The sequence below is a fragment of the Altericroceibacterium spongiae genome, from assembly GCF_003610805.1.
Lineage (GTDB): Bacteria > Pseudomonadota > Alphaproteobacteria > Sphingomonadales > Sphingomonadaceae > Altericroceibacterium > Altericroceibacterium spongiae.
Genome location: NZ_RAPF01000005.1, coordinates 317,006 through 335,762, shown reverse-complemented (window position 1 = coordinate 335,762; position 18,757 = coordinate 317,006). Strand labels below are relative to the sequence as shown.

The 18,757-nt window shown below is 59.7% G+C and carries 23 protein-coding genes and 1 tRNA gene; 13 read left to right on the top strand and 11 right to left on the bottom strand.

The features are described from left to right. Positions 1 to 4: 4 nt before the first annotated feature. Positions 5 to 577, bottom strand: coding sequence for an ATP-dependent protease subunit HslV (gene hslV / locus D6851_RS11830; protein ID WP_120325075.1), 573 nt, complete (start codon positions 575 to 577; stop codon positions 5 to 7). 93 nt (positions 578 to 670) lie between these two features. Further along, entirely contained in the window at positions 671 to 1,144 is a 474-nt protein-coding gene (locus tag D6851_RS11825; protein WP_120325074.1) for an outer membrane protein assembly factor BamE, read from the bottom strand. Between the two features lie 176 nt (positions 1,145 to 1,320). Between D6851_RS11825 and D6851_RS11820 the strand changes: the two genes are divergently transcribed. The 3 genes from D6851_RS11820 (at position 1,321) to D6851_RS11810 (ending at position 3,493) form a co-directional block, all read left to right on the top strand. Then, complete coding sequence (locus D6851_RS11820; protein ID WP_120325073.1) at positions 1,321 to 1,839, top strand: ubiquinol-cytochrome C chaperone family protein; 519 nt, start codon at positions 1,321 to 1,323, stop codon at positions 1,837 to 1,839. Beyond that, the gene (locus D6851_RS11815) at positions 1,836 to 2,387 is read left to right on the top strand and encodes a YceD family protein (RefSeq protein WP_120325072.1); all 552 of its coding nucleotides are present in this window, start codon (positions 1,836 to 1,838) and stop codon (positions 2,385 to 2,387) included. The genes D6851_RS11820 and D6851_RS11815 overlap by 4 nt, the downstream gene beginning before the upstream one ends. 86 nt (positions 2,388 to 2,473) lie before the next feature. After that, positions 2,474 to 3,493, top strand: a complete 1,020-nt coding sequence (locus tag D6851_RS11810) for a toxin-antitoxin system YwqK family antitoxin (protein ID WP_120325071.1) — start codon at positions 2,474 to 2,476, stop codon at positions 3,491 to 3,493. A gap of 97 nt (positions 3,494 to 3,590) precedes the next feature. Here the strand turns inward: D6851_RS11810 and ssb are convergent, their stop codons facing one another. From ssb to D6851_RS11785, 5 genes are all read right to left on the bottom strand, one after another. Continuing rightward, positions 3,591 to 4,199 (bottom strand): single-stranded DNA-binding protein, encoded by a 609-nt coding sequence (ssb, locus tag D6851_RS11805; RefSeq protein ID WP_120325070.1) that lies wholly within the window; start codon positions 4,197 to 4,199, stop codon positions 3,591 to 3,593. 110 nt (positions 4,200 to 4,309) lie between these two features. After that, positions 4,310 to 6,163, bottom strand: a complete 1,854-nt coding sequence (feoB, locus tag D6851_RS11800) for a ferrous iron transporter B (protein ID WP_120325069.1) — start codon at positions 6,161 to 6,163, stop codon at positions 4,310 to 4,312. Continuing rightward, positions 6,160 to 6,399, bottom strand: a complete 240-nt coding sequence (locus D6851_RS11795) for a FeoA family protein (RefSeq protein WP_120325068.1) — start codon at positions 6,397 to 6,399, stop codon at positions 6,160 to 6,162. The genes feoB and D6851_RS11795 overlap by 4 nt, the downstream gene beginning before the upstream one ends. Before the next feature lie 72 nt (positions 6,400 to 6,471). After that, on the bottom strand, positions 6,472 to 7,119 hold the full coding sequence (locus tag D6851_RS11790) for a COQ9 family protein (RefSeq protein WP_120325067.1): 648 nt from the start codon (positions 7,117 to 7,119) through the stop codon (positions 6,472 to 6,474). 88 nt (positions 7,120 to 7,207) lie between these two features. After that, positions 7,208 to 7,834 (bottom strand): ankyrin repeat domain-containing protein, encoded by a 627-nt coding sequence (locus D6851_RS11785; RefSeq protein ID WP_238474062.1) that lies wholly within the window; start codon positions 7,832 to 7,834, stop codon positions 7,208 to 7,210. Positions 7,835 to 7,930: 96 nt separating this feature from the next. Between D6851_RS11785 and D6851_RS11780 the strand changes: the two genes are divergently transcribed. The 9 genes from D6851_RS11780 (at position 7,931) to D6851_RS11740 (ending at position 14,693) form a co-directional block, all read left to right on the top strand. Beyond that, a complete protein-coding gene (locus D6851_RS11780; RefSeq protein WP_338014751.1) occupies positions 7,931 to 8,524 on the top strand; it encodes an SCO family protein in 594 nt (197 codons plus the stop codon). Next, positions 8,512 to 8,979 carry a YcgN family cysteine cluster protein gene (locus D6851_RS11775; RefSeq protein ID WP_120325066.1) on the top strand — a complete coding sequence of 156 codons (468 nt, stop codon included), beginning with the start codon at positions 8,512 to 8,514 and terminating at the stop codon, positions 8,977 to 8,979. The genes D6851_RS11780 and D6851_RS11775 overlap by 13 nt, the downstream gene beginning before the upstream one ends. Continuing rightward, positions 8,976 to 9,698: a M48 family metallopeptidase gene (locus D6851_RS11770; protein WP_120325065.1), complete on the top strand. Its 723-nt coding sequence runs from the start codon at positions 8,976 to 8,978 to the stop codon at positions 9,696 to 9,698. The genes D6851_RS11775 and D6851_RS11770 overlap by 4 nt, the downstream gene beginning before the upstream one ends. A gap of 276 nt (positions 9,699 to 9,974) precedes the next feature. Beyond that, on the top strand, positions 9,975 to 11,330 hold the full coding sequence (locus D6851_RS11765; RefSeq protein WP_120325064.1) for a hypothetical protein: 1,356 nt from the start codon (positions 9,975 to 9,977) through the stop codon (positions 11,328 to 11,330). Next, positions 11,330 to 11,671: an antitoxin Xre/MbcA/ParS toxin-binding domain-containing protein gene (locus D6851_RS11760; protein ID WP_120325063.1), complete on the top strand. Its 342-nt coding sequence runs from the start codon at positions 11,330 to 11,332 to the stop codon at positions 11,669 to 11,671. The genes D6851_RS11765 and D6851_RS11760 overlap by 1 nt, the downstream gene beginning before the upstream one ends. Before the next feature lie 3 nt (positions 11,672 to 11,674). Beyond that, complete coding sequence (locus tag D6851_RS11755) at positions 11,675 to 12,244, top strand: RES family NAD+ phosphorylase (RefSeq protein WP_120325062.1); 570 nt, start codon at positions 11,675 to 11,677, stop codon at positions 12,242 to 12,244. Between the two features lie 318 nt (positions 12,245 to 12,562). Beyond that, positions 12,563 to 13,069: a hypothetical protein gene (locus tag D6851_RS11750; protein WP_147395469.1), complete on the top strand. Its 507-nt coding sequence runs from the start codon at positions 12,563 to 12,565 to the stop codon at positions 13,067 to 13,069. Continuing rightward, entirely contained in the window at positions 13,069 to 14,091 is a 1,023-nt protein-coding gene (gene ribD / locus D6851_RS11745; RefSeq protein WP_238474069.1) for a bifunctional diaminohydroxyphosphoribosylaminopyrimidine deaminase/5-amino-6-(5-phosphoribosylamino)uracil reductase RibD, read from the top strand. Before D6851_RS11750 ends, ribD begins: the two co-directional genes overlap by 1 nt. Continuing rightward, positions 14,076 to 14,693 carry a riboflavin synthase gene (locus D6851_RS11740; protein ID WP_120325060.1) on the top strand — a complete coding sequence of 206 codons (618 nt, stop codon included), beginning with the start codon at positions 14,076 to 14,078 and terminating at the stop codon, positions 14,691 to 14,693. The genes ribD and D6851_RS11740 overlap by 16 nt, the downstream gene beginning before the upstream one ends. 83 nt (positions 14,694 to 14,776) lie before the next feature. Here the strand turns inward: D6851_RS11740 and D6851_RS11735 are convergent, their stop codons facing one another. After that, positions 14,777 to 15,952, bottom strand: coding sequence for an amino acid aminotransferase (locus D6851_RS11735; RefSeq protein WP_120325059.1), 1,176 nt, complete (start codon positions 15,950 to 15,952; stop codon positions 14,777 to 14,779). A gap of 79 nt (positions 15,953 to 16,031) precedes the next feature. Then, on the bottom strand, positions 16,032 to 16,853 hold the full coding sequence (locus tag D6851_RS11730; protein WP_120325058.1) for a DUF1134 domain-containing protein: 822 nt from the start codon (positions 16,851 to 16,853) through the stop codon (positions 16,032 to 16,034). 200 nt (positions 16,854 to 17,053) lie between these two features. Between D6851_RS11730 and D6851_RS11725 the strand changes: the two genes are divergently transcribed. Further along, positions 17,054 to 17,146, top strand: a tRNA-Ser gene (locus tag D6851_RS11725). Positions 17,147 to 17,239: 93 nt separating this feature from the next. Here D6851_RS11725 and D6851_RS11720 read toward each other — a convergent pair. Continuing rightward, positions 17,240 to 18,346 (bottom strand): Abi family protein, encoded by a 1,107-nt coding sequence (locus D6851_RS11720; RefSeq protein WP_238474061.1) that lies wholly within the window; start codon positions 18,344 to 18,346, stop codon positions 17,240 to 17,242. Between the two features lie 100 nt (positions 18,347 to 18,446). Then, complete coding sequence (locus D6851_RS11715; RefSeq protein WP_147395468.1) at positions 18,447 to 18,734, bottom strand: hypothetical protein; 288 nt, start codon at positions 18,732 to 18,734, stop codon at positions 18,447 to 18,449. Between the last annotated feature and the right edge of the window lie 23 nt (positions 18,735 to 18,757).

The following is an 18,757-nucleotide window of genomic DNA, read 5'->3' as shown; positions in this document are numbered from 1 at the left end:
AATCTCAAATGGTTTCGACCGTCACGCGGTCATTGGTGAAGACGCAGATATCGGCAGCCACCGCCATGGCGCGGCGCGCGATAGCCTCGGCATCCTCTTCATAATCGTCAAGCGCCCGTGCGGCGGACAGCGCATAATTGCCGCCCGATCCGATGGCGGCGATACCGCCTTCGGGTTCGAGCACATCGCCATTGCCGGTCAGCACCAGCAGGCTGTCCTTATCCGCTACGATCATCAGCGCTTCGAGATTGCGGAGATATTTGTCGGTCCGCCAGTCCTTGGCCAGCTCCACAGCCGAACGCAGCAACTGGCCGGAATATTGTTCCAGCTTGCGTTCGAGCCGCTCGAACAGCGTGAATGCGTCGGCGGTGGCACCGGCGAAACCGGCGATCACCTTGCCCTTGTCCGGCCCGCCTTCACCGATCCGGCGGACCTTGCGGGCATTCGGCTTCATCACCGTATTGCCCATGGAAACCTGTCCGTCACCGGCGATCACGGTCTTGCCGTTTTTCCTCACACCGATGATCGTCGTACCATGCCACTGGGTCAGGCCGTGGCTCGCTGTCTGGTCATGCATGGAGCGGCATATGGGAGGCGGGCAAGAACGGTTCAAGCCGCTTTATTGTCCTATTCCACGCATCAGGGGCAGCCCCCATGACCGGCCGCCGCCTTATGTGCCCGGACCGCCCGCGCCACCTGCACCGGCACCGGGCATACCGCCCACCTGGCCGATATTGCCGAACAGATCTTCCAGGAAGCTGCGTTCGCGGCCCAGAGTCGGGGTGGAATCGCCATTGGGATGGATCCGCACGACATTTTCCATGCCCGACCGGTCGGCAGACACCACATTGCCTTCCTTATCGAACTTTACCGCCAGAACCGTCTGCGCATCGATATGCGGCGTGGTGAAAGGCGCCTGTTTGGTAGTGCTGGAAACATAATACCAGGTCGGCGGACCGAACTGGCTCTTGAAACTCGGCTGGCCCAGCGTGCCTTCAACCGAACGCTCATTATCGATCCCCGGCTGGATGGCGTACATCAGCGTTTCATCGACAATATAGCCGCGATGATTGGTAATCGAACTGCAGGCAGCCGACAGACACGCCAAGGCCACCACTGCCCCGATCCGACCAAATTGCGTCATGCTACCCTTTCCACTTCCGTGTCGGCCCGTCACTTCCGGCAATAGAGGCTTTGATTTGCCTTCGATAGTGCCACATTCTACAGCGCGAGCCTTAGGGCCATGTGCGCCACTTCGCAATGGCGCTTGGCCTCCGGCAATTTAATCGCCGCTGAACAATGGACAACCGACACCGCGTCATGAGCCTGCTTTCCCGCCTTTTCCGCTCCCGATCCGACCCGCGCGAAGCGCTGCGCCCCCTATGGCACCGGACCGTCGAAATTTCCCGCGAACCGCACTGGTATGCGCAATGCGGCGTGGAAGACAGTGTAGCCGGGCGTTTCGACATGATAACCGCAACGCTGGCCATCGTGCTAATCCGTATGGAACGCGAGGAGGAGCTGATCGCTTCTTCGGTATGGCTGACCGAATTATTCGTCGAGGATATGGACGGGCAATTGCGCGAAAGCGGTGTCGGCGACATGGTCGTGGGCAAACATATCGGGCGGCTGATGGCCGTGCTTGGCGGCAGGCTCGGCGCTTATCGCGAAGGGCTGGCCGAACAAGGCGATTCGCAACTGGCCGAGGCCATCACCCGCAATGTAAGTCTGGTCGACAATACCGGACCGGAAAAACTGGCAGCAGCGCTGCGCCGGCTGGAAGCGGATTGCGCCGCCATGCCGGGCACCGCGCTGCTCGAAGGACGAATTGAACGATGAGTGTATCCCAGCAAGGCAGCCCCGCGGCGGGCGAAACGGAGTCAGGTGAATTTTCCCGCATGATCGACCGGCGGCAAATCGGGAACGATCCGGTTAAACTGGAAGCGAGTGAGGAAGAATGCGCTGCGCTGGCCGAGCGATTCGGGCTGGTCCGGGTCGCCAGCCTGGCGGCCGAAGTGGAACTGGAGCCTGAAAAGGACGCGGTGATGGCGCGTGGCCGGATGCAGGCCTCCATCGTGCAAAGCTGCGCTGTATCGGGTGAGGATCTGCCGGTCGGGATCGATGAGCCGATCGCTTTTCGTTTCGTCCCCGACCGCCGGATCACCGAAGAGGAGCTGGAGCTTGAAGAAGAGGATTGCGATGAAATCCCCTATTCGGGCACCGCTTTCGATCTTGGCGAAGCCGTTGCACAAAGCCTCGCTCTGGCTATCGATCCTTTCCTCACCGGCCCCAATGCAGACAAGGTAAGGCAGGAAGCTGGCCTGCTCGATGAAGAGGCCGCCGGCCCCTTTGCCGCACTGGCCGCGCTGAAAAAAGATCAGGACTGAACTTCAGGCGGGCAGGATCGCACTTGCGGCACAGCATACCGCAAGCCGGCTTTGCATCGGCGCGTCTCTCCCTTTAGGCCAGCCCCATGCTTTCCCTGCGGCACGGTCTTCGTCTTCCTTTCCGTTCGCTTTCCGGCTTTCTGAGTATCGGCCTGGCGGCACTGGTGCCGCTGACCGCTCATGCCTCTCCGGTCCTGACGCTCGATGCCGGTCGGGACCGGCGCGAAGCCGCCTTATGCACCCCGCCCGAGGCCGGCAGCTCTGCATTCACCGGCACTCTCGAATTGCGCCGCGAAGACGGTTCTTTGCAGCGGCGCCTCTTTTGCCGGGCGGGCCGCAAAGACGGTCTGGACCGCAGCTTCTTTCCCGATGGTACGCTGGCAGAAGAAGAGCACTGGAAAGAGGGTGCCCTGTTCGGCCCCTATCGCAGCTGGTTTGCCGACGGAACGCTGGAGCAGGCATGGCGCTATGGCCGTGCAGGACTGGAAGGGCTTTATCGCACCTATCATCCCAATGGTATGCTGGCCGCCGAAGTACACTGGCGCGATGGCAAGCGCGACGGGCCTTATGCCGATTATGACCGGGACGGCCATCCCATCGAAGCCGGGACCTATGCGATGGGCCATCCGGACGGGCCGGTTACCGAATGGTATGCTTCGGGAGCGATAAAATCGACTTTGTTGTGGAAGGATGGCCGACGGGTCGGGACCGCCCGTTTATGGGGCCGCGACGGCTCTTTGCTGCGCGAAACCCGCCGCAGCGCCGATGGGCGCTTTCTGGGGCAGCGCGTATGGCAGCATGGACAAAACGGGCATGGCCGGGTGCTCTGGCGCGTAACCGAGCCGGTGACGGTGCCGCAATACGGGCCGGGGCTGAAGACCGAACGCTATGAAGGTCCGCTCACCTATACCACGGTCGAAACCGGGGCGGACGATCCGGCAGAACTTTCCTACCTCAATTATGTCGAGACGGACGGGCTCTATAAGCTCGAAACGCTGCATTGCGGCGACAGGCTGGTAGACCGGGTGGAAGCCTTCGATCACACATTGATCCCGCCGGTCATTCACAGGGACAGGGATTGCCCCTGCCCGCCACCGCAGGACTGACATGGCCGCAAGGCTCATGCAAAACGCCCGGCCTCTGCAAAGACAACTGCCTGCAAAGACTGGGCGGTTCAGAGAATAGCCATTCGGGCCGGCAGGCTCAGAACGGGATATCGTCGTCCAGATCGTCGCCGAAATTGCTGCCGCCACCGGCGGGCGCGCCACCGCCGCCCTGATTCCAGCCGCCCGAGGACCCGCCCGAACCACCGCCCTGGTTCCAGCCACCACCGGAGGAGGAGCTGTCTCCACCCTGATTCCAGCCGCCGCTCTGGCCGCCACCGCCTTGATTCCAGGCACCGCCTTGATTCCAGGCACCGCCGCCCTGACCACCGCCAGCACCGCCGCCCTGACCGCCTCCGGGGCCGTCGAGCATGGTCAGCGTGCCGTTAAAGCCGCGTAGCACCACTTCGGTCGTGTAACGGTCCTGCCCGTTCTGGTCCTGCCATTTGCGGGTCTGAAGCTGGCCTTCGATATAGACCTTGGAGCCCTTGCGCAGAAACCGTTCGGCCACATTGACAAGCCCTTCGGAGAAAATCGCCACCGAATGCCATTCGGTGCGTTCCTGCCGCTCACCCGTATTACGATCCTTCCAGCTTTCGCTGGTGGCGATCCGCAGATTGCAGACCTTGCCGCCATTCTGGAAGCTGCGCACTTCCGGGTCCTGCCCGAGATTGCCGATCAGAATGACCTTGTTGACGCTACCTGCCATGGAGTCGCTTTCCTTAATTCGTCTGTTGCGCTGCCGCTTAGTCCAAAGCGTAAGAGTGACACCAGCGCCAGCCTCTGTCCATCCACAGCAGAATCATATCGCCGCGTCGGCTATAATCCCGCTGCGCTGGCCAGCCAGAATGTCAGCCCGGCAAAAATATAAGCGAGGCCGAAGAGATAGACGAGCATGAAAATCGGCCATTTCCAGCCATTTGTCTCGCGCCGGGCCACCGCGATGGTGGACAGACATTGCGGTGCGAAAACGAACCAGGCGAGAAAAGCCAACGCCATGGGCAGAGTCCAGCGCGCAGCGAGCTGATCGGTCAGCGCGGCGACTTCGGCATCTTCGTCATCGGTCGAAATGGCATAGGTGGTGGCGAGCGAGGATACCGCCACTTCGCGCGCCGCCATGGCCGGAATCAGCGAAAGCGCCATATCGCGATCGAACCCGATCGGTTTCACCACCACGGCGAGCCCGTTGGCGAGATGGCCGGCGATGGATGCGTCGACCTGATCTTCGCCCGGTGCGGCCTTGGGAAAGCTGAGCATGATCCACAATACCACGGTGACAGTGAAAATGATCGTGCCCGCGCGGCGCAGGAAGATCCAGCCGCGTTGCCACAGCCCGATCAGCAGATCGCCCAGCTTGGGCATCTGATAGCGCGGCAATTCCATGATGAAACCACTCGCCCGCCCGGCCGTGACCGAACGGCGCAGAACCAGCGCGGCCAGCACCGCCCCGACGATCCCCGCAACATACAGCCCGAACAGTACCAGACCCTGCAAGCCGATACCGTAACCCACGCTGCGTTCGGGAATGAAGGCCGCGATAATCACCGCATAAACCGGCAGACGCGCCGAACAGGTCATCAGCGGAGCGATCAGGATCGTGGTCAGCCGGTCTTTGGGATCGGCGATGCTGCGTGTCGCCATAATGCCGGGAATGGCGCAGGCGAAGCTCGACAGCAACGGAATGAAGCTGCGTCCGGACAGCCCCACATAAGACATCAGCCGGTCCATCAGGAAAGCGGCGCGCGCCATATAGCCCGATTGTTCGAGCACCAGAATGAAGGCGAACAGAATGATAATCTGCGGCAGAAAGACCACCACCGAACCGACGCCCGACAAGACGCCCTGCGTCAGAAAATCGCGCAGAATCCCGGCGCTCATATGCGCATTCACCATTTCGATCAGCGCACCCACCCCGCCATCGAGCGCATCGATCAGCGGATTGGCCCAGGCGAACACTGCCTGAAAGATCACGAACAGCAAAGCGAACAGGACCGGCGGCCCGAGCCAGGGATGCAGCAGCACTTTATCGAGCTTCGTATGCACCAGATGCCGCGCGCTCTGCGACAGGATCGCGCCCTTGGCGATATTGCGCGCCGCCAGCCGCCTTTCGGGTAGCGTCAGATGCGCCATCGGATGATCGGACGGGTCTTCCTGCGCTTTCCGTTCGGCCGAAGCGACCGCTTCGACCAGCCGGTCGAGCCCGCGCCGCCGCACCGCTACGGTGGGAATCACCGGAACGCCCAGCGCCTGTTCGAGCGCGCCGGGATCGACCACCAGCCCGTCGCGCTCGGCCAGATCGAACATGTTGAGCGCCACCACGGTCGGATGGCCCAGCGCAATCACTTCCTGCGCGAAAACCAGATGCTGTTCGAGATTGGACGCATCGAGCACCAGAATGAGCACTTCGGGCTTCGCTTCGCCCGCAAACTCGCCCAGCACCACTTTGCGCGTCACTTCCTCATCGGGGCTCGACGCATCGAGACTGTAGCTGCCCGGCAAATCGATCAGCTCGACCGGTTCGCCCGAAGGCAGAGTCAGCCGCCCGGCTTTGCGCTCCACCGTGACACCGGGATAATTGGCGATCTTCTGACGCGCGCCGGTCAGTGCATTGAACAGCGCGCTTTTACCAGCATTAGGGTTGCCGACCAGCGCGGCGGTGCGCAGCCCGCTCATATGTCTTCAACCGTCATGGCCCGGGCATGAGAGCGGCGCAGCGCCACTGTCATCTTGCCCACGATGAGTGCGATGGGATCTTTCCCGGCGAAAATCCCGCGATGGGCGATTTCCACCTCGGTTCCTTCATCGATCCCCAGAGCGCGTAATCTTTTGCCTTCTTCCGGGGCAAGACTGGGCCAGTCCACCGCGACTATTCTGGCGCGATGCGAAGCAGGGAGATCATCGAGATTCATGCGGGCGCTCGTGCCAGACCGCCTGTTTATTTGCAACTGCCTCGCATTTAAGAATGCATATTCAGCGCAAAATTATCGTGCCGGATAACGCAAACGGCCCAGAAACCGCACCGGGCTGAAATGATCGCGCGGCTTCAGCCATTGCGCTTTCACCTTTTCAAACTTCATCACCCCGGCAATCCGGCGGTCGAGAAAATCGCGAGTCTCCACTTTGCCTTCCGATTCATCCTCGATAAAAACCGCCAGCGTAGCGGCATAGATACCGGCCAGAATCGTGCGCTTGGTGTAATAATTATAATCGGTCGCCCGGTCTCCGGCGAGACGCCACATCGCATCGGCACTGTGCCAGCCGAATTTCACCGAACGGGCGACATTTTGCGGCATCGCCTGAATGGCCAGCGCCCGGCGGATCGCTTCTTCGCGCCCCAGCACGGCATCGAGACGGAACTGCACCAGCGTGCGGATTCGTTCACGGATCGGCAAAGCCGCCATCCGTTCTTCCGGGCATTCTTCGGCCATGCGCTGATCGACGAAGCCGATCCAGGCGGCGATCATATCGATCGCGCCGCCCGGAAAAGCGATTCGCGCCACATCCCGGTCCACACCGAGGCTGTCGGCCGACGCCATCAGCGCCTCTTCGGTCCAGCCATCGAAAATGGCCGCATCGGCAATGGCCGGCGCCAGTTGCAGACGAATTTCATCAAGCGTCAGATTTTCCATGACTATCCCTCTGAGAGCGATCCTCTATCGGCCTTCCTGTACATAACAAGCGGGCCGCAACAACGATCCGGTGCAGGCTGCGACCCGGTCAGAAACGCGGCCCATAAGTGACGCCGGCATTTTCACGCTCATTTTCAGGTTTGGCATTGCGCTCTATCACATCGATCAGTTCCTGCCCCGCTCCGGCGAGCCTGGCATAATCCATCGCCGAGCGGCCCGAATTGTCGTTCCGGTCGGGATTAGCCCCGGCTTTCAGCAATACGCGCATCATGGAAAGATCGCGCCGGTGCACAGCGGCAATCAGCGGGGTTTCCCCGGCGGCATTGGGATTATCGACCTGCGCCCCGGCCTTGGCCAGCGCTTCCACGCCATCGGTAAAGCCGAGCTGGCTGGCAATCATCAAAGGGGTTTCCCCCTTCTTGTTGCGGATATTGGGATTGGCGCCCTTGCCGAGCAGAAACCGGATCCAGGTCAGATCGCGGCGCGCGGTGACCATATGGAGGGCCGAATCGCCGGTTGTAAGATCGCGCGAATTGACGAGAGTCGAGCCCGGCTTGTCGAGCATCTGGGTGACTTCGGTCCCGTCCTTCTTCTTCACCGCTTCGAGGAATTTATATCCGTCAGAAAACATCTGCGCCGAAACGGGCGCGGCGCTGAGCAGCGCGACACCACAAAAAATCCCGAGAAGGCCTTGCGAAAAGCTGCCCCTGAACACAGACTTACTCCTTAAACAATATCACGGCGGTTTGCCCCGCCATGCTAACAACCCCCCTTGTTCGAACAGCGTTAGCAGAGCATGAACCGCCACGCCATGATGATGAAACATTCTCTTTTCGCCGCGCCCCTGCTGTTGCTGGCCGCCTGCGGCAACGGCACGGCAGGCGATCCGGGTGAAGCGCCGCTGGCCGGCGCCCGGATCGGCGGCCCCTTCACTCTCACCAGCAGCGATGGTGAAACGGTCGAATGGTCCGATTTCGACGGCAAATACCGGATGGTCTATTTCGGCTATGCCTATTGCCCCGATGTCTGCCCGCTCGATGTCCAAAGGATGATGAAGGCCTATGCCGCTTTCACCGAAGCCGAACCGGATAAGGCGCAGCAACTCCAGCCGATCTTCATCACCATCGATCCCGAACGCGATACGCCCGAGGTGGTCGGCCAGTTCACCCACGCCTTTTCGGACGATCTGCTCGGCCTGACCGGCACACCCGAACAGGTAAAGCAGGCGGCCGATGCCTTTTCGGTCTATTATGCCAAAGGTGCCGTGCGCGAAGATGGCAGCTATCTCATGGATCACAGCCGGGCCGCTTATCTGATGGGCCGAAAGGGTGAACCCATCGCCCTGCTGCCGGTGGATGAAGACGCGCAAAGCGTGGTTACGGAACTGGAAAAATGGGTTCGCTAAGGCCGAAATTCTGGGAATTGCCGCTCGACGATCTTACGCGTGACGAGTGGGAGGCGTTGTGCGACGGCTGCGGCAAATGCTGCCTGCACAAGCTGGAAGATGAAGATACCGGCGCCATCGCCCATACCAATGTCGCCTGCAAGCTGCTCGATCCCGATACGGCACTGTGCAGCGATTATCGCTTTCGCAAGCTGAAAGTGCCCGATTGCATGCGGCTGACGCTGCGCATCGTACGCGATGTGCCCTGGCTGCCCGCCACCTGCGCCTATCGCCTGCGCGCCGATGGCGATCCCCTGCCCGACTGGCATCCTTTGCTCACCGGCAACCGGCAGGCCATGCGCGAAGCGGGCATTTCGGTGGCCGGGCGGGTGGTCAGCGAATTGCAGGCCGGGCCGCTGGAAAACCATATTGTCGACTGGCCGGGCGAAGAGCCTTTCGAACTGGACGAGGAATGATCGACTGGCTGCTGCGTGAGACACAGGAGCCGACCATCAGGGTCGGCGATTGCGATTTACCACTGGCCATTCGCCGCCATGCCCGCGCCACACGGATGACCCTGCGCCTTGCCCCCGATGGCAGTGAGGTTCGGCTGACCATTCCGCAATGGGGGCGCACGGCCGAAGCGGTGGAATTCGCCCGCAGCCGCACCGCATGGCTGGCCGAGCAGCTTGGCCGTATTCCCGAAAGCACCCCCCCGGCGCCCGGCGGCACGCTGATCTATCGCGGCATGCCCGTACGGATCGAATGGACGCCCGGCGCGCCGCGCAAACCGCAGATGGACCCCGATGCGATCCGGCTGGGCGGGCCGGAAGACGGGCTTGCCCGGCGCCTGCTCCGCTGGCTCGAAAGCGAAGCCTTGCGGCTCATGGCGCAGGACGCCGCCTTTTATTGCCGGGAGGCCGGCTGCGAGACGCCGCCGATCCGCCTGTCACGCGCCCGGCGACGCTGGGGAAGCTGCGCATCGGACGGCACGATCCGGCTTAACTGGCGGCTCGTTCAGGCGCCCGATTTCGTCCGCCGCTCGGTGGTCGCGCATGAAGTCGCGCATCTTACCCATTTCGACCATTCACCCGCCTTCCACGCCCTGCTGGCGCGGATTTTCGAAGGCGATCTCGATACGGCCAATCTCTGGCTAAAACGCGAAGGCCGCGCACTCTACAGCAGTTTCGGCTAAAGCGCGGAGACAATTCCGACCTGAATGCGCGTCTAATATCGGGAGGTGCAGGAGAGTGCTTTCTTTCATGGCGGGAAAGGGGAGAGTTTGCGACTGTCTGCTTTCAGATGGCAAATCGACAAACCGGACATTCCATCAAGGGCGAAGGCTGGGCCGATTGCAGTCGGTCCGGACTTGGACAGAGGGTCGCGGAAGCGGACGTCCCACCAAGATCGGCCACTCTGTTATTGACCTTTTCGTTTCACAATGGCATATGCCTGAAACAAAGAGGTCATTATGAGCGTCATTCAGTTTCCGAAACAGAAAGCGGTCTTCCAACCGTTCGCCCATTTCATCCGACTTGGCGAAGGTAGCTATCGCCGCGTAGCCGATCTAATTGCGGCGGGCACTTTGACCAGTAAGCGGGTGGTGATCGACGCTTCCAAAGCTGCTCACCAGCGCGACTTGATCGAAATGCTTCGTGGACGCGAAACCGAGATCATTCTCGATCCGCGAACCATCGAGCTTTCGTCGAGACGAAAGTGCGGCGGACTCGCAGCCAGCGCACCATGGGCGTCGCCCGATAAAGGGACGCCACTTGGGCCCGAGCTTTTCCGAAAAGGTCATTCTACGGACATCTATGGCCAGATCGCTAAAATGTGCATGGAGCTCGGTGTAGACGCGGTCCTGGCACCGACCCAATTTCTTGGCGATCCGGGGTTCGATGGCTGGTATCGGATTAACGTCGAGGGTTGCGAACTGCTGCGCACGGCTCTCGACGATGCTGGCGGTCAGAACGTACGCATCGACTATCTGCTCGCTGCGCGCCTTAGCGATTTACGCAAACCCGATTTCCAGCGGCAGTTCCTTACCGACCTGCAATCTATGCCCGTCGACAATCTTTGGCTTCGCCTCAGTATGTCTCCGGTTGAGAATAGCCCGACCAACGCGCAGCGCCTAATCGGCACATTGGCAGGGTGGCACAATGCGGGCGTACCTATCATCATGGATTATGTGGGCGGTCTCGCCGGCGAGGCATTGCTCTCGATGAACGTCGTCTCTGGGATCGCTCATGGCTTCGGGGAGCAGACGGCCTTCACCACCTCGAACTGGAATGACCCGCCCAAAAAGCGCGACCCCGAAGATGGCAAGAAAGGTGGCCGCGCCCAACGCATCTCTGTGACCGCCCTCGGTCGCACCTTCACCACGAAGGAGATGGAGGTTCTCTTGTCGGCTCATGGTGCAAGAAGTCTGCTTCTGCCGGCCGAGCGCCATATCGCGCCCAACGGCGTCCAAGATATTCAGAACGATGCGCGTCGCTTTAATGCCGCCGATGCCGAGCATCGGCTGCTTGCGATTTCCAAAGTCCCGACAGTGGATCGCCCCGAATTCTTCGCCCAGACACGGATGCGCGAAATTGCCAGTACAGCGAAGCGTGCCGAGAAGCTCAATCCCAAGGCGGAGGTCGCTAAGGCGAACAATGTCGATCTTGCTAAGCTTCAGAAGCGCTTGACGGAGCAGAGACAGAAATCAGATTCCCTGCGTGAGACGTTCGAGGATATCGCAACCGAGCGGAAGGAGCAGGGTTATCTCGCTAAGGAAATTGGCTCGGTTCGCCTCGCGACCCAACATAAAGAAACCGGGACACGATAATGGCTAGCACGGCCATAGCGCGAAGCATTTCGGACCTTGAGACCATCGGTGGCCTTAACGGGACCGATATCGCCAATTTCACTGATGTCTCCAAAGCGACGGTATCGCGATGGCGGAACGGCACGAAGAGGCCGCAACCGGGGCGCGAACGCGTTCTGTCGGACCTAGTTTATGTCGTTAAGCGGCTCGAGGATTACTACAACAACGACGAGATCCGGATGTGGCTCTATGCTCCGCATCCTCAGCTCGAAGGACAACGGGCGATCGATCTCATCCATGAAGGGCGAGTGGTCGAAATCTTCCGCGTGCTCGATCGCCTCGATTCGGATGGATATCTCTAACCGATGATTGGGGGGGCTCGTGATCGCACCCTGATTGACACTCTGGAGGGCTTGCCCTGCGAGCCGCTTGAGATGATCGTCTGGAGAGTTGTTCGCGATACGCGCGACCCAACGATCTTTTCAAGTGGTGGAAACCGGTGGGACGACGGCAGTTTCGAAGTCCTCTATACCTCGCTTTCACGCGAGGGCGCGCTGGCCGAAATGCGTTTCCACCTCGGCAGGGGGCAGCCCGTCGTCCCGTCAAAGCTCAAATACCGGCTATTCGCTCTTTCGGTGAAGGTGAGCGGCGCAATCGACCTCTGCGGGAAGGGAACGCTCGAAAAGCTCGGTGTTGACATGGCGAGTTTCGGAAAGCTGCCGTATCTCGACCGCATCGGTGAATACGAGACTTGCCAGAAGATTGGCGAGGCTATTCACTTCCTCGGCTCCGATAGCCCGGGCGATCCGACCGCGATGCTGGTGCCAAATGCTCGGTATGACACGCGCAATCTCGTCCTTTTAAGCGACTACACCAGTCCGGGTGATGTCGAGGAGCTGGAAAACCATGGCATCATCGACTGGTCGGGGATTTAGGATAAACGCGCATTTGATGTCTGCTTTCTTCCTTCGTGCCAAAGCCATTCAACGACCGACATTAGGGCGCAAAGCTGACCAAGCTAACCTCGCGCCGAACGTCCGCTTTGGAGAGCGGTACAATAAATGCGCTATGACCGGCAGTAGGGTCGTGTCCGAAAATGCCGCTTTCGACCGAAATATCGCGAAAAGCGGACTTTATGTGCGGCGGCTCAGTGTGCTTTCGCAACTACTGGGCCGCCATCGGTCCTGCTGTTCGCCGTTTCCCCGCCATGAATGGGCTGGCATGATGCGGCCACTGCGCCTATCCTGCGCCCCATGAGCTTCTGGCGTGACATCAATCCTCGCAGCGCGGCGGCCGATTTCGCTGCGATCTGGCGGGACAATCCCTATCGCTGGCGGGTGCTGGCGATTTCGATAGCGCTGACCTTTGCCATTTTCATGGTGCTGCTGCCCAAGAGCCAGCGCGTGCCGCCACGCCCGCCCAAAGTGACCTATATTTCCACTTTCGCCGATGGCCGCAGCGATGCCGAAATCGTCGCTTCGATTCTCGAAAGCCAGAAGCGCAAGGAAGAGCGGGAAGCCAGGCTCGAAGAACGGGCCGAATTGCGCAAGGATCTCTATCGCACGCTGGGCCGCGCGACCGGGCTCGACGTCGATTCGATGGAACGCGATATCGAGCAGGATGAAGCGGCGGCGAAATCGAGCCGTCAGGCCGAACGCGAAAAGCTCGCCGAAGAGCAGGAAGAAGCCATCGCCGCGATCGAGGCAGGCCGGTCCGGGAGCGATGGCGAAACGGCCTCTCCCGACTCACCCTCCCGGTGATTTCCGGTCTGGACGAAAAATGGCTGGCGGCAGCCGCCGCTCTGGCCGAACGCGGCCGGCCTTTGAGCCGCCCGAACCCCGCTGTGGGCGCGATCATTGTGGCTAATGGCCCCGTTCAAGGCGCTTCTGGCCCTGTTCCGTGCCCGTCAGGCCCCGTTGTCGGACAAGGCTGGACCCAGCCCGGCGGCCGCCCCCATGCCGAAGCCATGGCGCTCGAACAGGCGGGAAACCGGGCGAAAGGCGCCACGCTCTATGTCACGCTCGAACCCTGCGCCCATCGCAGCACACGCGGCCCGGCCTGCGCCGATCTGGTGAGCAAATCGGGACTTTCCCGCGTTATTATAGGCACTTGCGACCCGGACCCGCGCACCGCAGGACAGGGCATAACCCATATCCAACAGGCCGGAATCGCTGTCACCCTCGCTCAGTCGAAATCCGCTGAAGACAGCCTTTCGGGCTATCTCCGGCAGCGCCTTTCGGGGCGCCCCCATGTTACTCTCAAACTGGCCCTTTCACTCGACGGAATGATCGCTCTCGGCAATGGTGAAAGCCGCTGGATCACTGGCCCCGAAGCCCGCGCTCACACCCATCGCGAACGCGCACGAGCCGATGCGATTCTGGTCGGTGGCGGCACGCTGAGAGCCGACAATCCGCGCCTCGATGTCCGCCTTCCCGGGCTCGAAAAACGCAGCCCGCAGCGCTTGGTTCTGACCGGCGGCGCAGTGCCAACCGGATGGCATGCCATCTCAGAACCCGCGGAAATCTGCGGCCTGGAGGGCATCCAATATCTCTTCATCGAAGGCGGTGCGCAAACAGCCGCCGCTTTTCTCAAAGCGGATCTGGTCGATCGCCTGTTGCTTTATCGCGCTCCTATCCTGATCGGCGGCGGGCAACCTTCCATTGCCGATCTCGGCCTCACCGGTCTCGCCGCCGCCCATCATCGCTGGACCTTTCAGGACCGGCGCCAGCTTGGCAGCGACACTCTCGAAATATATGAGCGAAACCCATGTTTACCGGCATAGTCACCGCCATTGGCACCATTCTTAAAGCTGAACAAAAAGGCGATCTGCACCTTACCATCACCTGCCCGTTCGATCCCGAAACCATCGCCATCGGCGCCTCCATCGCCTGTTCGGGTGTCTGCCTGACAGTGGTTTCAAAGGGCGGAACCGCCGGAAACTGCTGGTTTTCCGTCGATATTTCAGCCGAGACCCTCGCCTGCACCTCTGTCGGAATGTGGCACGAAACCCGCCGCCTCAATCTCGAACCCTCGCTCAAACTGGGGGACGAACTGGGCGGCCATATCGTCAGCGGTCATGTCGATGCAGTGGGCCGGATCGTCTCGATCCGCGATGAGGGCGATTCGCATCGCTTTCTCATTCATGCTCCGGCAAACCTCGCTGCGTTCATCGCTCCCAAAGGTTCAATCACCGTGGATGGCATTTCCCTCACTGTGAATTCGGTTGAAGATCAAACCGATGGCAGTGTGCATTTCGGACTGAACATCATCCCTCACACCGCGCAGGTTACCACGATCGGCCAGCGCCGGAGCGGCGATACGGTCAATCTCGAAATCGATACGGTGGCGCGCTATCTTCATCGCATGAACAGCCTGCGAAGCTAATCTTGCTTTGGAAAAACAAGCGCCTGAAACGATAATCCCCGCCACACAGGGCGGGGACTACCATAATATGAAATCTCTATTGTTCAGACCGTTACATCGGCCAGAGCATCGATAAACTTCTCAATATTACCCATTGTCAGGCCGGCAATATTGATCCGGCCGGAACCGGCCATATAGACCGCATGATCTTCCCGGAGCTTGAGAATCTGTTCTTTTGTAAGCGGTAAAACCGAGAACAGGCCGTTCTGCGTGCCGAGCGGGGTCATATCCAGCGAGCCGACCGTACCGGCTTCGGCCAGACGATCGCGCACCTGGCGCATACGATCGCGCATACCGTCGAGCTCATTATGCCACATGGCGGTCAGCGCTTCATCGCGCAGGACCAGCCGAACGGCAGCCGCCCCGTGATCAGGCGGCATCGACCAGTTGGCACGGGCCAGCGCATGACCATTGGACAGAATGCGATCGATCTGGCCATTAGCTTCGGCCATCACGTAAAGAGCACCGACACGGTCTCGATAAAGACCGAAATTCTTGTCACAACTATAGGCGATCAGGGCTTCCGGAACCTTGGCCAGCACAGCACGAAGGCCATAGGAATCGTCTTCCAGACCGTGTCCCAGCCCCTGATAGGCAAGATCGATAATCGGAAGCAGCTCGCTATTACCAAGCGCAGCGGCGATCTCATCCCACTGCTCATGTGTATAATCGATGCCCGTCGGATTGTGACAGCAGCCATGCAGGAGGATGGCATCGCCCGGCTGAGAATCCTCGATTGCCTTTTTCACGGTATCGAGATCGGCCAGACCGTCCGACGTGGCATGGGTGAAGCTCACGATCTCGATACCGAGATCCTTGATGATCTGGGCATGATTGGGCCAGCTCGGCGCTCCTACGATCATCCGCTTGGCGCCGGCGCGGTGAGCCAGGGCGGCAGCAAGGCGAACGGCCCCGGTGCCGCCAGGCGTCTGCATACCCTCAATCCGTCCGCCGCGCGTCGGATCTTCGCCGAAAATAAACGGCATCAGAGCATGGACGAAGCCCATATCGCCTTCGGGACCAAGATAGGCCTTGGAGTCCTGTTCCTCGACCAGTTTGCGCTCCGCCTCTTTAATCGCACCGAAGACGGGAGTGCCTCCGTCATCCGTACGATAGACGCCCACGCCGAGGTCGATCTTATCGACACGCGGGTCGTCATTATAGAGCTTGATAAGCGCAAGCAGCGCATCGGGCGGTTGTTGGTCGAGTGTGTCAAGCATGGGCAGCGCTAATGCTCCTGTGCGCGGGGCCTATCAAGCGTGAATTTCAGCGCCGCACTATTTTTCGCAAGAAAGTTCCTCAGAAAGGCAGCCAGCGCTGCTTTTTCGAGAACTTCATATAGCCTGCATTCACACCAAGGCGCAGTCCTGCCCCCATACGGATGGGAATCATTACAATATCGCCTTTACGCAGATAGCTGGCAGTCAGACCACCCACCACATAAGCCTGCCCTTCCCCTGCCGGAAAGCGCTCATAGAGATCTTCGGTATCCCAAAGGTTGTAGACGAGAATAAACGTATTCCCGGCATTCGCGCCCGCGTCGAATCCTATGGACGGGCCTGTCCAGTAAACCGGCTTTTGCCCTTCAACCTTGTGGTACAGCGTACCCGAACCATAGCGGACACCCACAATAAACGCTCCGCCACCTTCACGACCGACAATATAGGCGTTGGGTTCACCTTGTTTGGCCAGTAAATCTTCGATCATGCGGGCAAGGCCTTCAGCTCCTTTCCCGAAAAGACCTTCGGCCGCACCGATCAGATCGTCTTCTTTATAAGTCGTGCTGGAATCAGCAGCTTCTGCTGCGGGTGCTGCTTCAGTGGCAGGGCTCGATTCGCCGGTGGGAGACTGGGTAGCCGGCGAAGCATAGGGATCCTGCTCAGGGGAAGCTGCTTCCGGCGGAAGATCCATGGTCCGATCTTCATAACTCGGCACATCCGTTGTCGATGCATCGGACTGGGGTTCCGGCTGTGACAGATCTCCATCGATAGCCGCGTCGGGATCGATCTCCTGCACCTGGGCAACAGCCGGAGTGGTTGCGAACATGGCAAGCGGCATAAGAGCTGCCACGGCACCTCGGCGTATCATTCCGGCAAAATCGATCATCGTCCCCTGCACCATTCACACCTCACGAAAAATACTTTCAGCCAGAAACGCGCTTATGCCTGAAGCAACAATGAATGCGCGGTCAGTTGAGTCGGTTTTACGGCAGAACGAGCCAAAATGCAGGCTTTGAAATTTCGTACAATTTTGTGTGAAACCGGGCTTGTCCCATCCGCCGACAGGCCCTATAGCGCGCCCTCATCGCTGAAACGCGATCCGGAGACGTGGGTGAGTGGCTGAAACCAGTCCCCTGCTAAGGGACCATACGGGTGATCCCCGTATCGAGGGTTCGAATCCCTCCGTCTCCGCCACCTTCCCTTGATTTTATTGATTTTTCAAGGTCGTGCGCCGGTTCCCATAACCGTTCCCCGATAGGCGCTGCGCTTCAGGCAGACGCGAGCGGACTAATCGGAGCAGAGATGCGCCCATAGCGGACGCTCCCGCCAATCGTCGGGGAAGCCCATGGCGGCAAAATTACCCGTGGGATTTTCCGCGATCAAACACGTCAAACGGCTTGGCCAATCCGATTCAGGGGCCACGATTCCCATTGAGTGCAAGAGCATCGAGAGTGTGTTGTAGAGCTTGCGATCAGCTTCGGGGGCTATCGTATCTGCAAGGCTGGCCGGATTTTGTGCGATTGGAAAGGTTACGGTGAAGCGCCGATTCCAAAGGCGGCTATGGTGTGCGCAGATATTCCGCACCGTTGCAAGGTGATGCATCAAGCCCTGAAACACCCGGTCATCAAAGCCGATCTTTCGAGCAATGACCTTACGGTCTGCGCGTCCCCCCAAGGCAGAGAAGAACTTGGAAAGCAGGCCAAAGGAAATGAACTCCGCAGCCATCCAGACAGGCGGCAATGGCGGGTTGTTATAGGTGCGCTTGTAGTGATCGACGAACACGTCATGCGAGCGATCATATTCGGATTGTAGCTGGGCCAGGTTGGCTTGAAAGCGGTCCGTGCGCGGATAGAGCGCCGCATTAAGGTAGCCGTGCGGCCCATAGGGCATTGCCATTTGGTGCGCCCACGCACCGCGCGCCGCGACCTCTATCCGCTCCAATGCATCCATGAGCAGGAGCCGTAGATGACGATCAAACTCATACAAGGCGAGCACCGCCTCCAGCGTCGTCCCATCCTTGAATACATGATTGCCGGATTCGGGATCGGCTTCATAATAGAGCCAGTAGGCACGCAACCGATAATAGCTGATATGGCTGAGCGCCCACTTTGCTTGCTGGACGTTTTGAATCACCATGCCACGCTCTTGGAGCAACGCGATTTGATCGGGAATTGATTTGGATGGCTTATTGAAATGGCGCATTGTCGGCTTATGCGCGAGCCAAGGCCAAAAACAAAGTAGCCCGCCATGGTGCGCATCGTTGAGAGGCGTGGCGGGCTTTGTTGAAGTGGATATATCCACCAAATCCCAACAAATCAATAACCGGCTGTTGCGCTTCGTCGCATCCAGCCGGACCGGATTGCCAATGGACTGCAATACAATTCGGGAAGCCATGCCGGCGCCAGCCGTGGAAGCTGGGAACCCTACACACCCTGCGCGACAGATCGCGGCTGGAAACGATGGAAATGTGTGGGTTTCGAGAGGCGGTAGCTTCTCAATCGAAAATGATCGGCCAATCGAATTTGATTAGAAGCGCGGTTTTCTGCGGGTTTATGGCTAATCGTTTCCGGGTCGCAGCTTGCCAGTCGGTTGGCACTCCACTCGCTTCTCCATCAAGCGATTGTGCCCAATTTCGAGCAATGAGATTGCGAGGAAAAACGGAAACCACCATGCCGCTGCCAAAACCAATCGGCCCGCGCCTTCCCATGCACCCGCGTCGGAACTGATGCCCCTGAATATCTGAATGCCGATCATGAAATAGCAGGCGAGCGGGATCAACCATAGAAACCCAGCCTTCGGAAAATA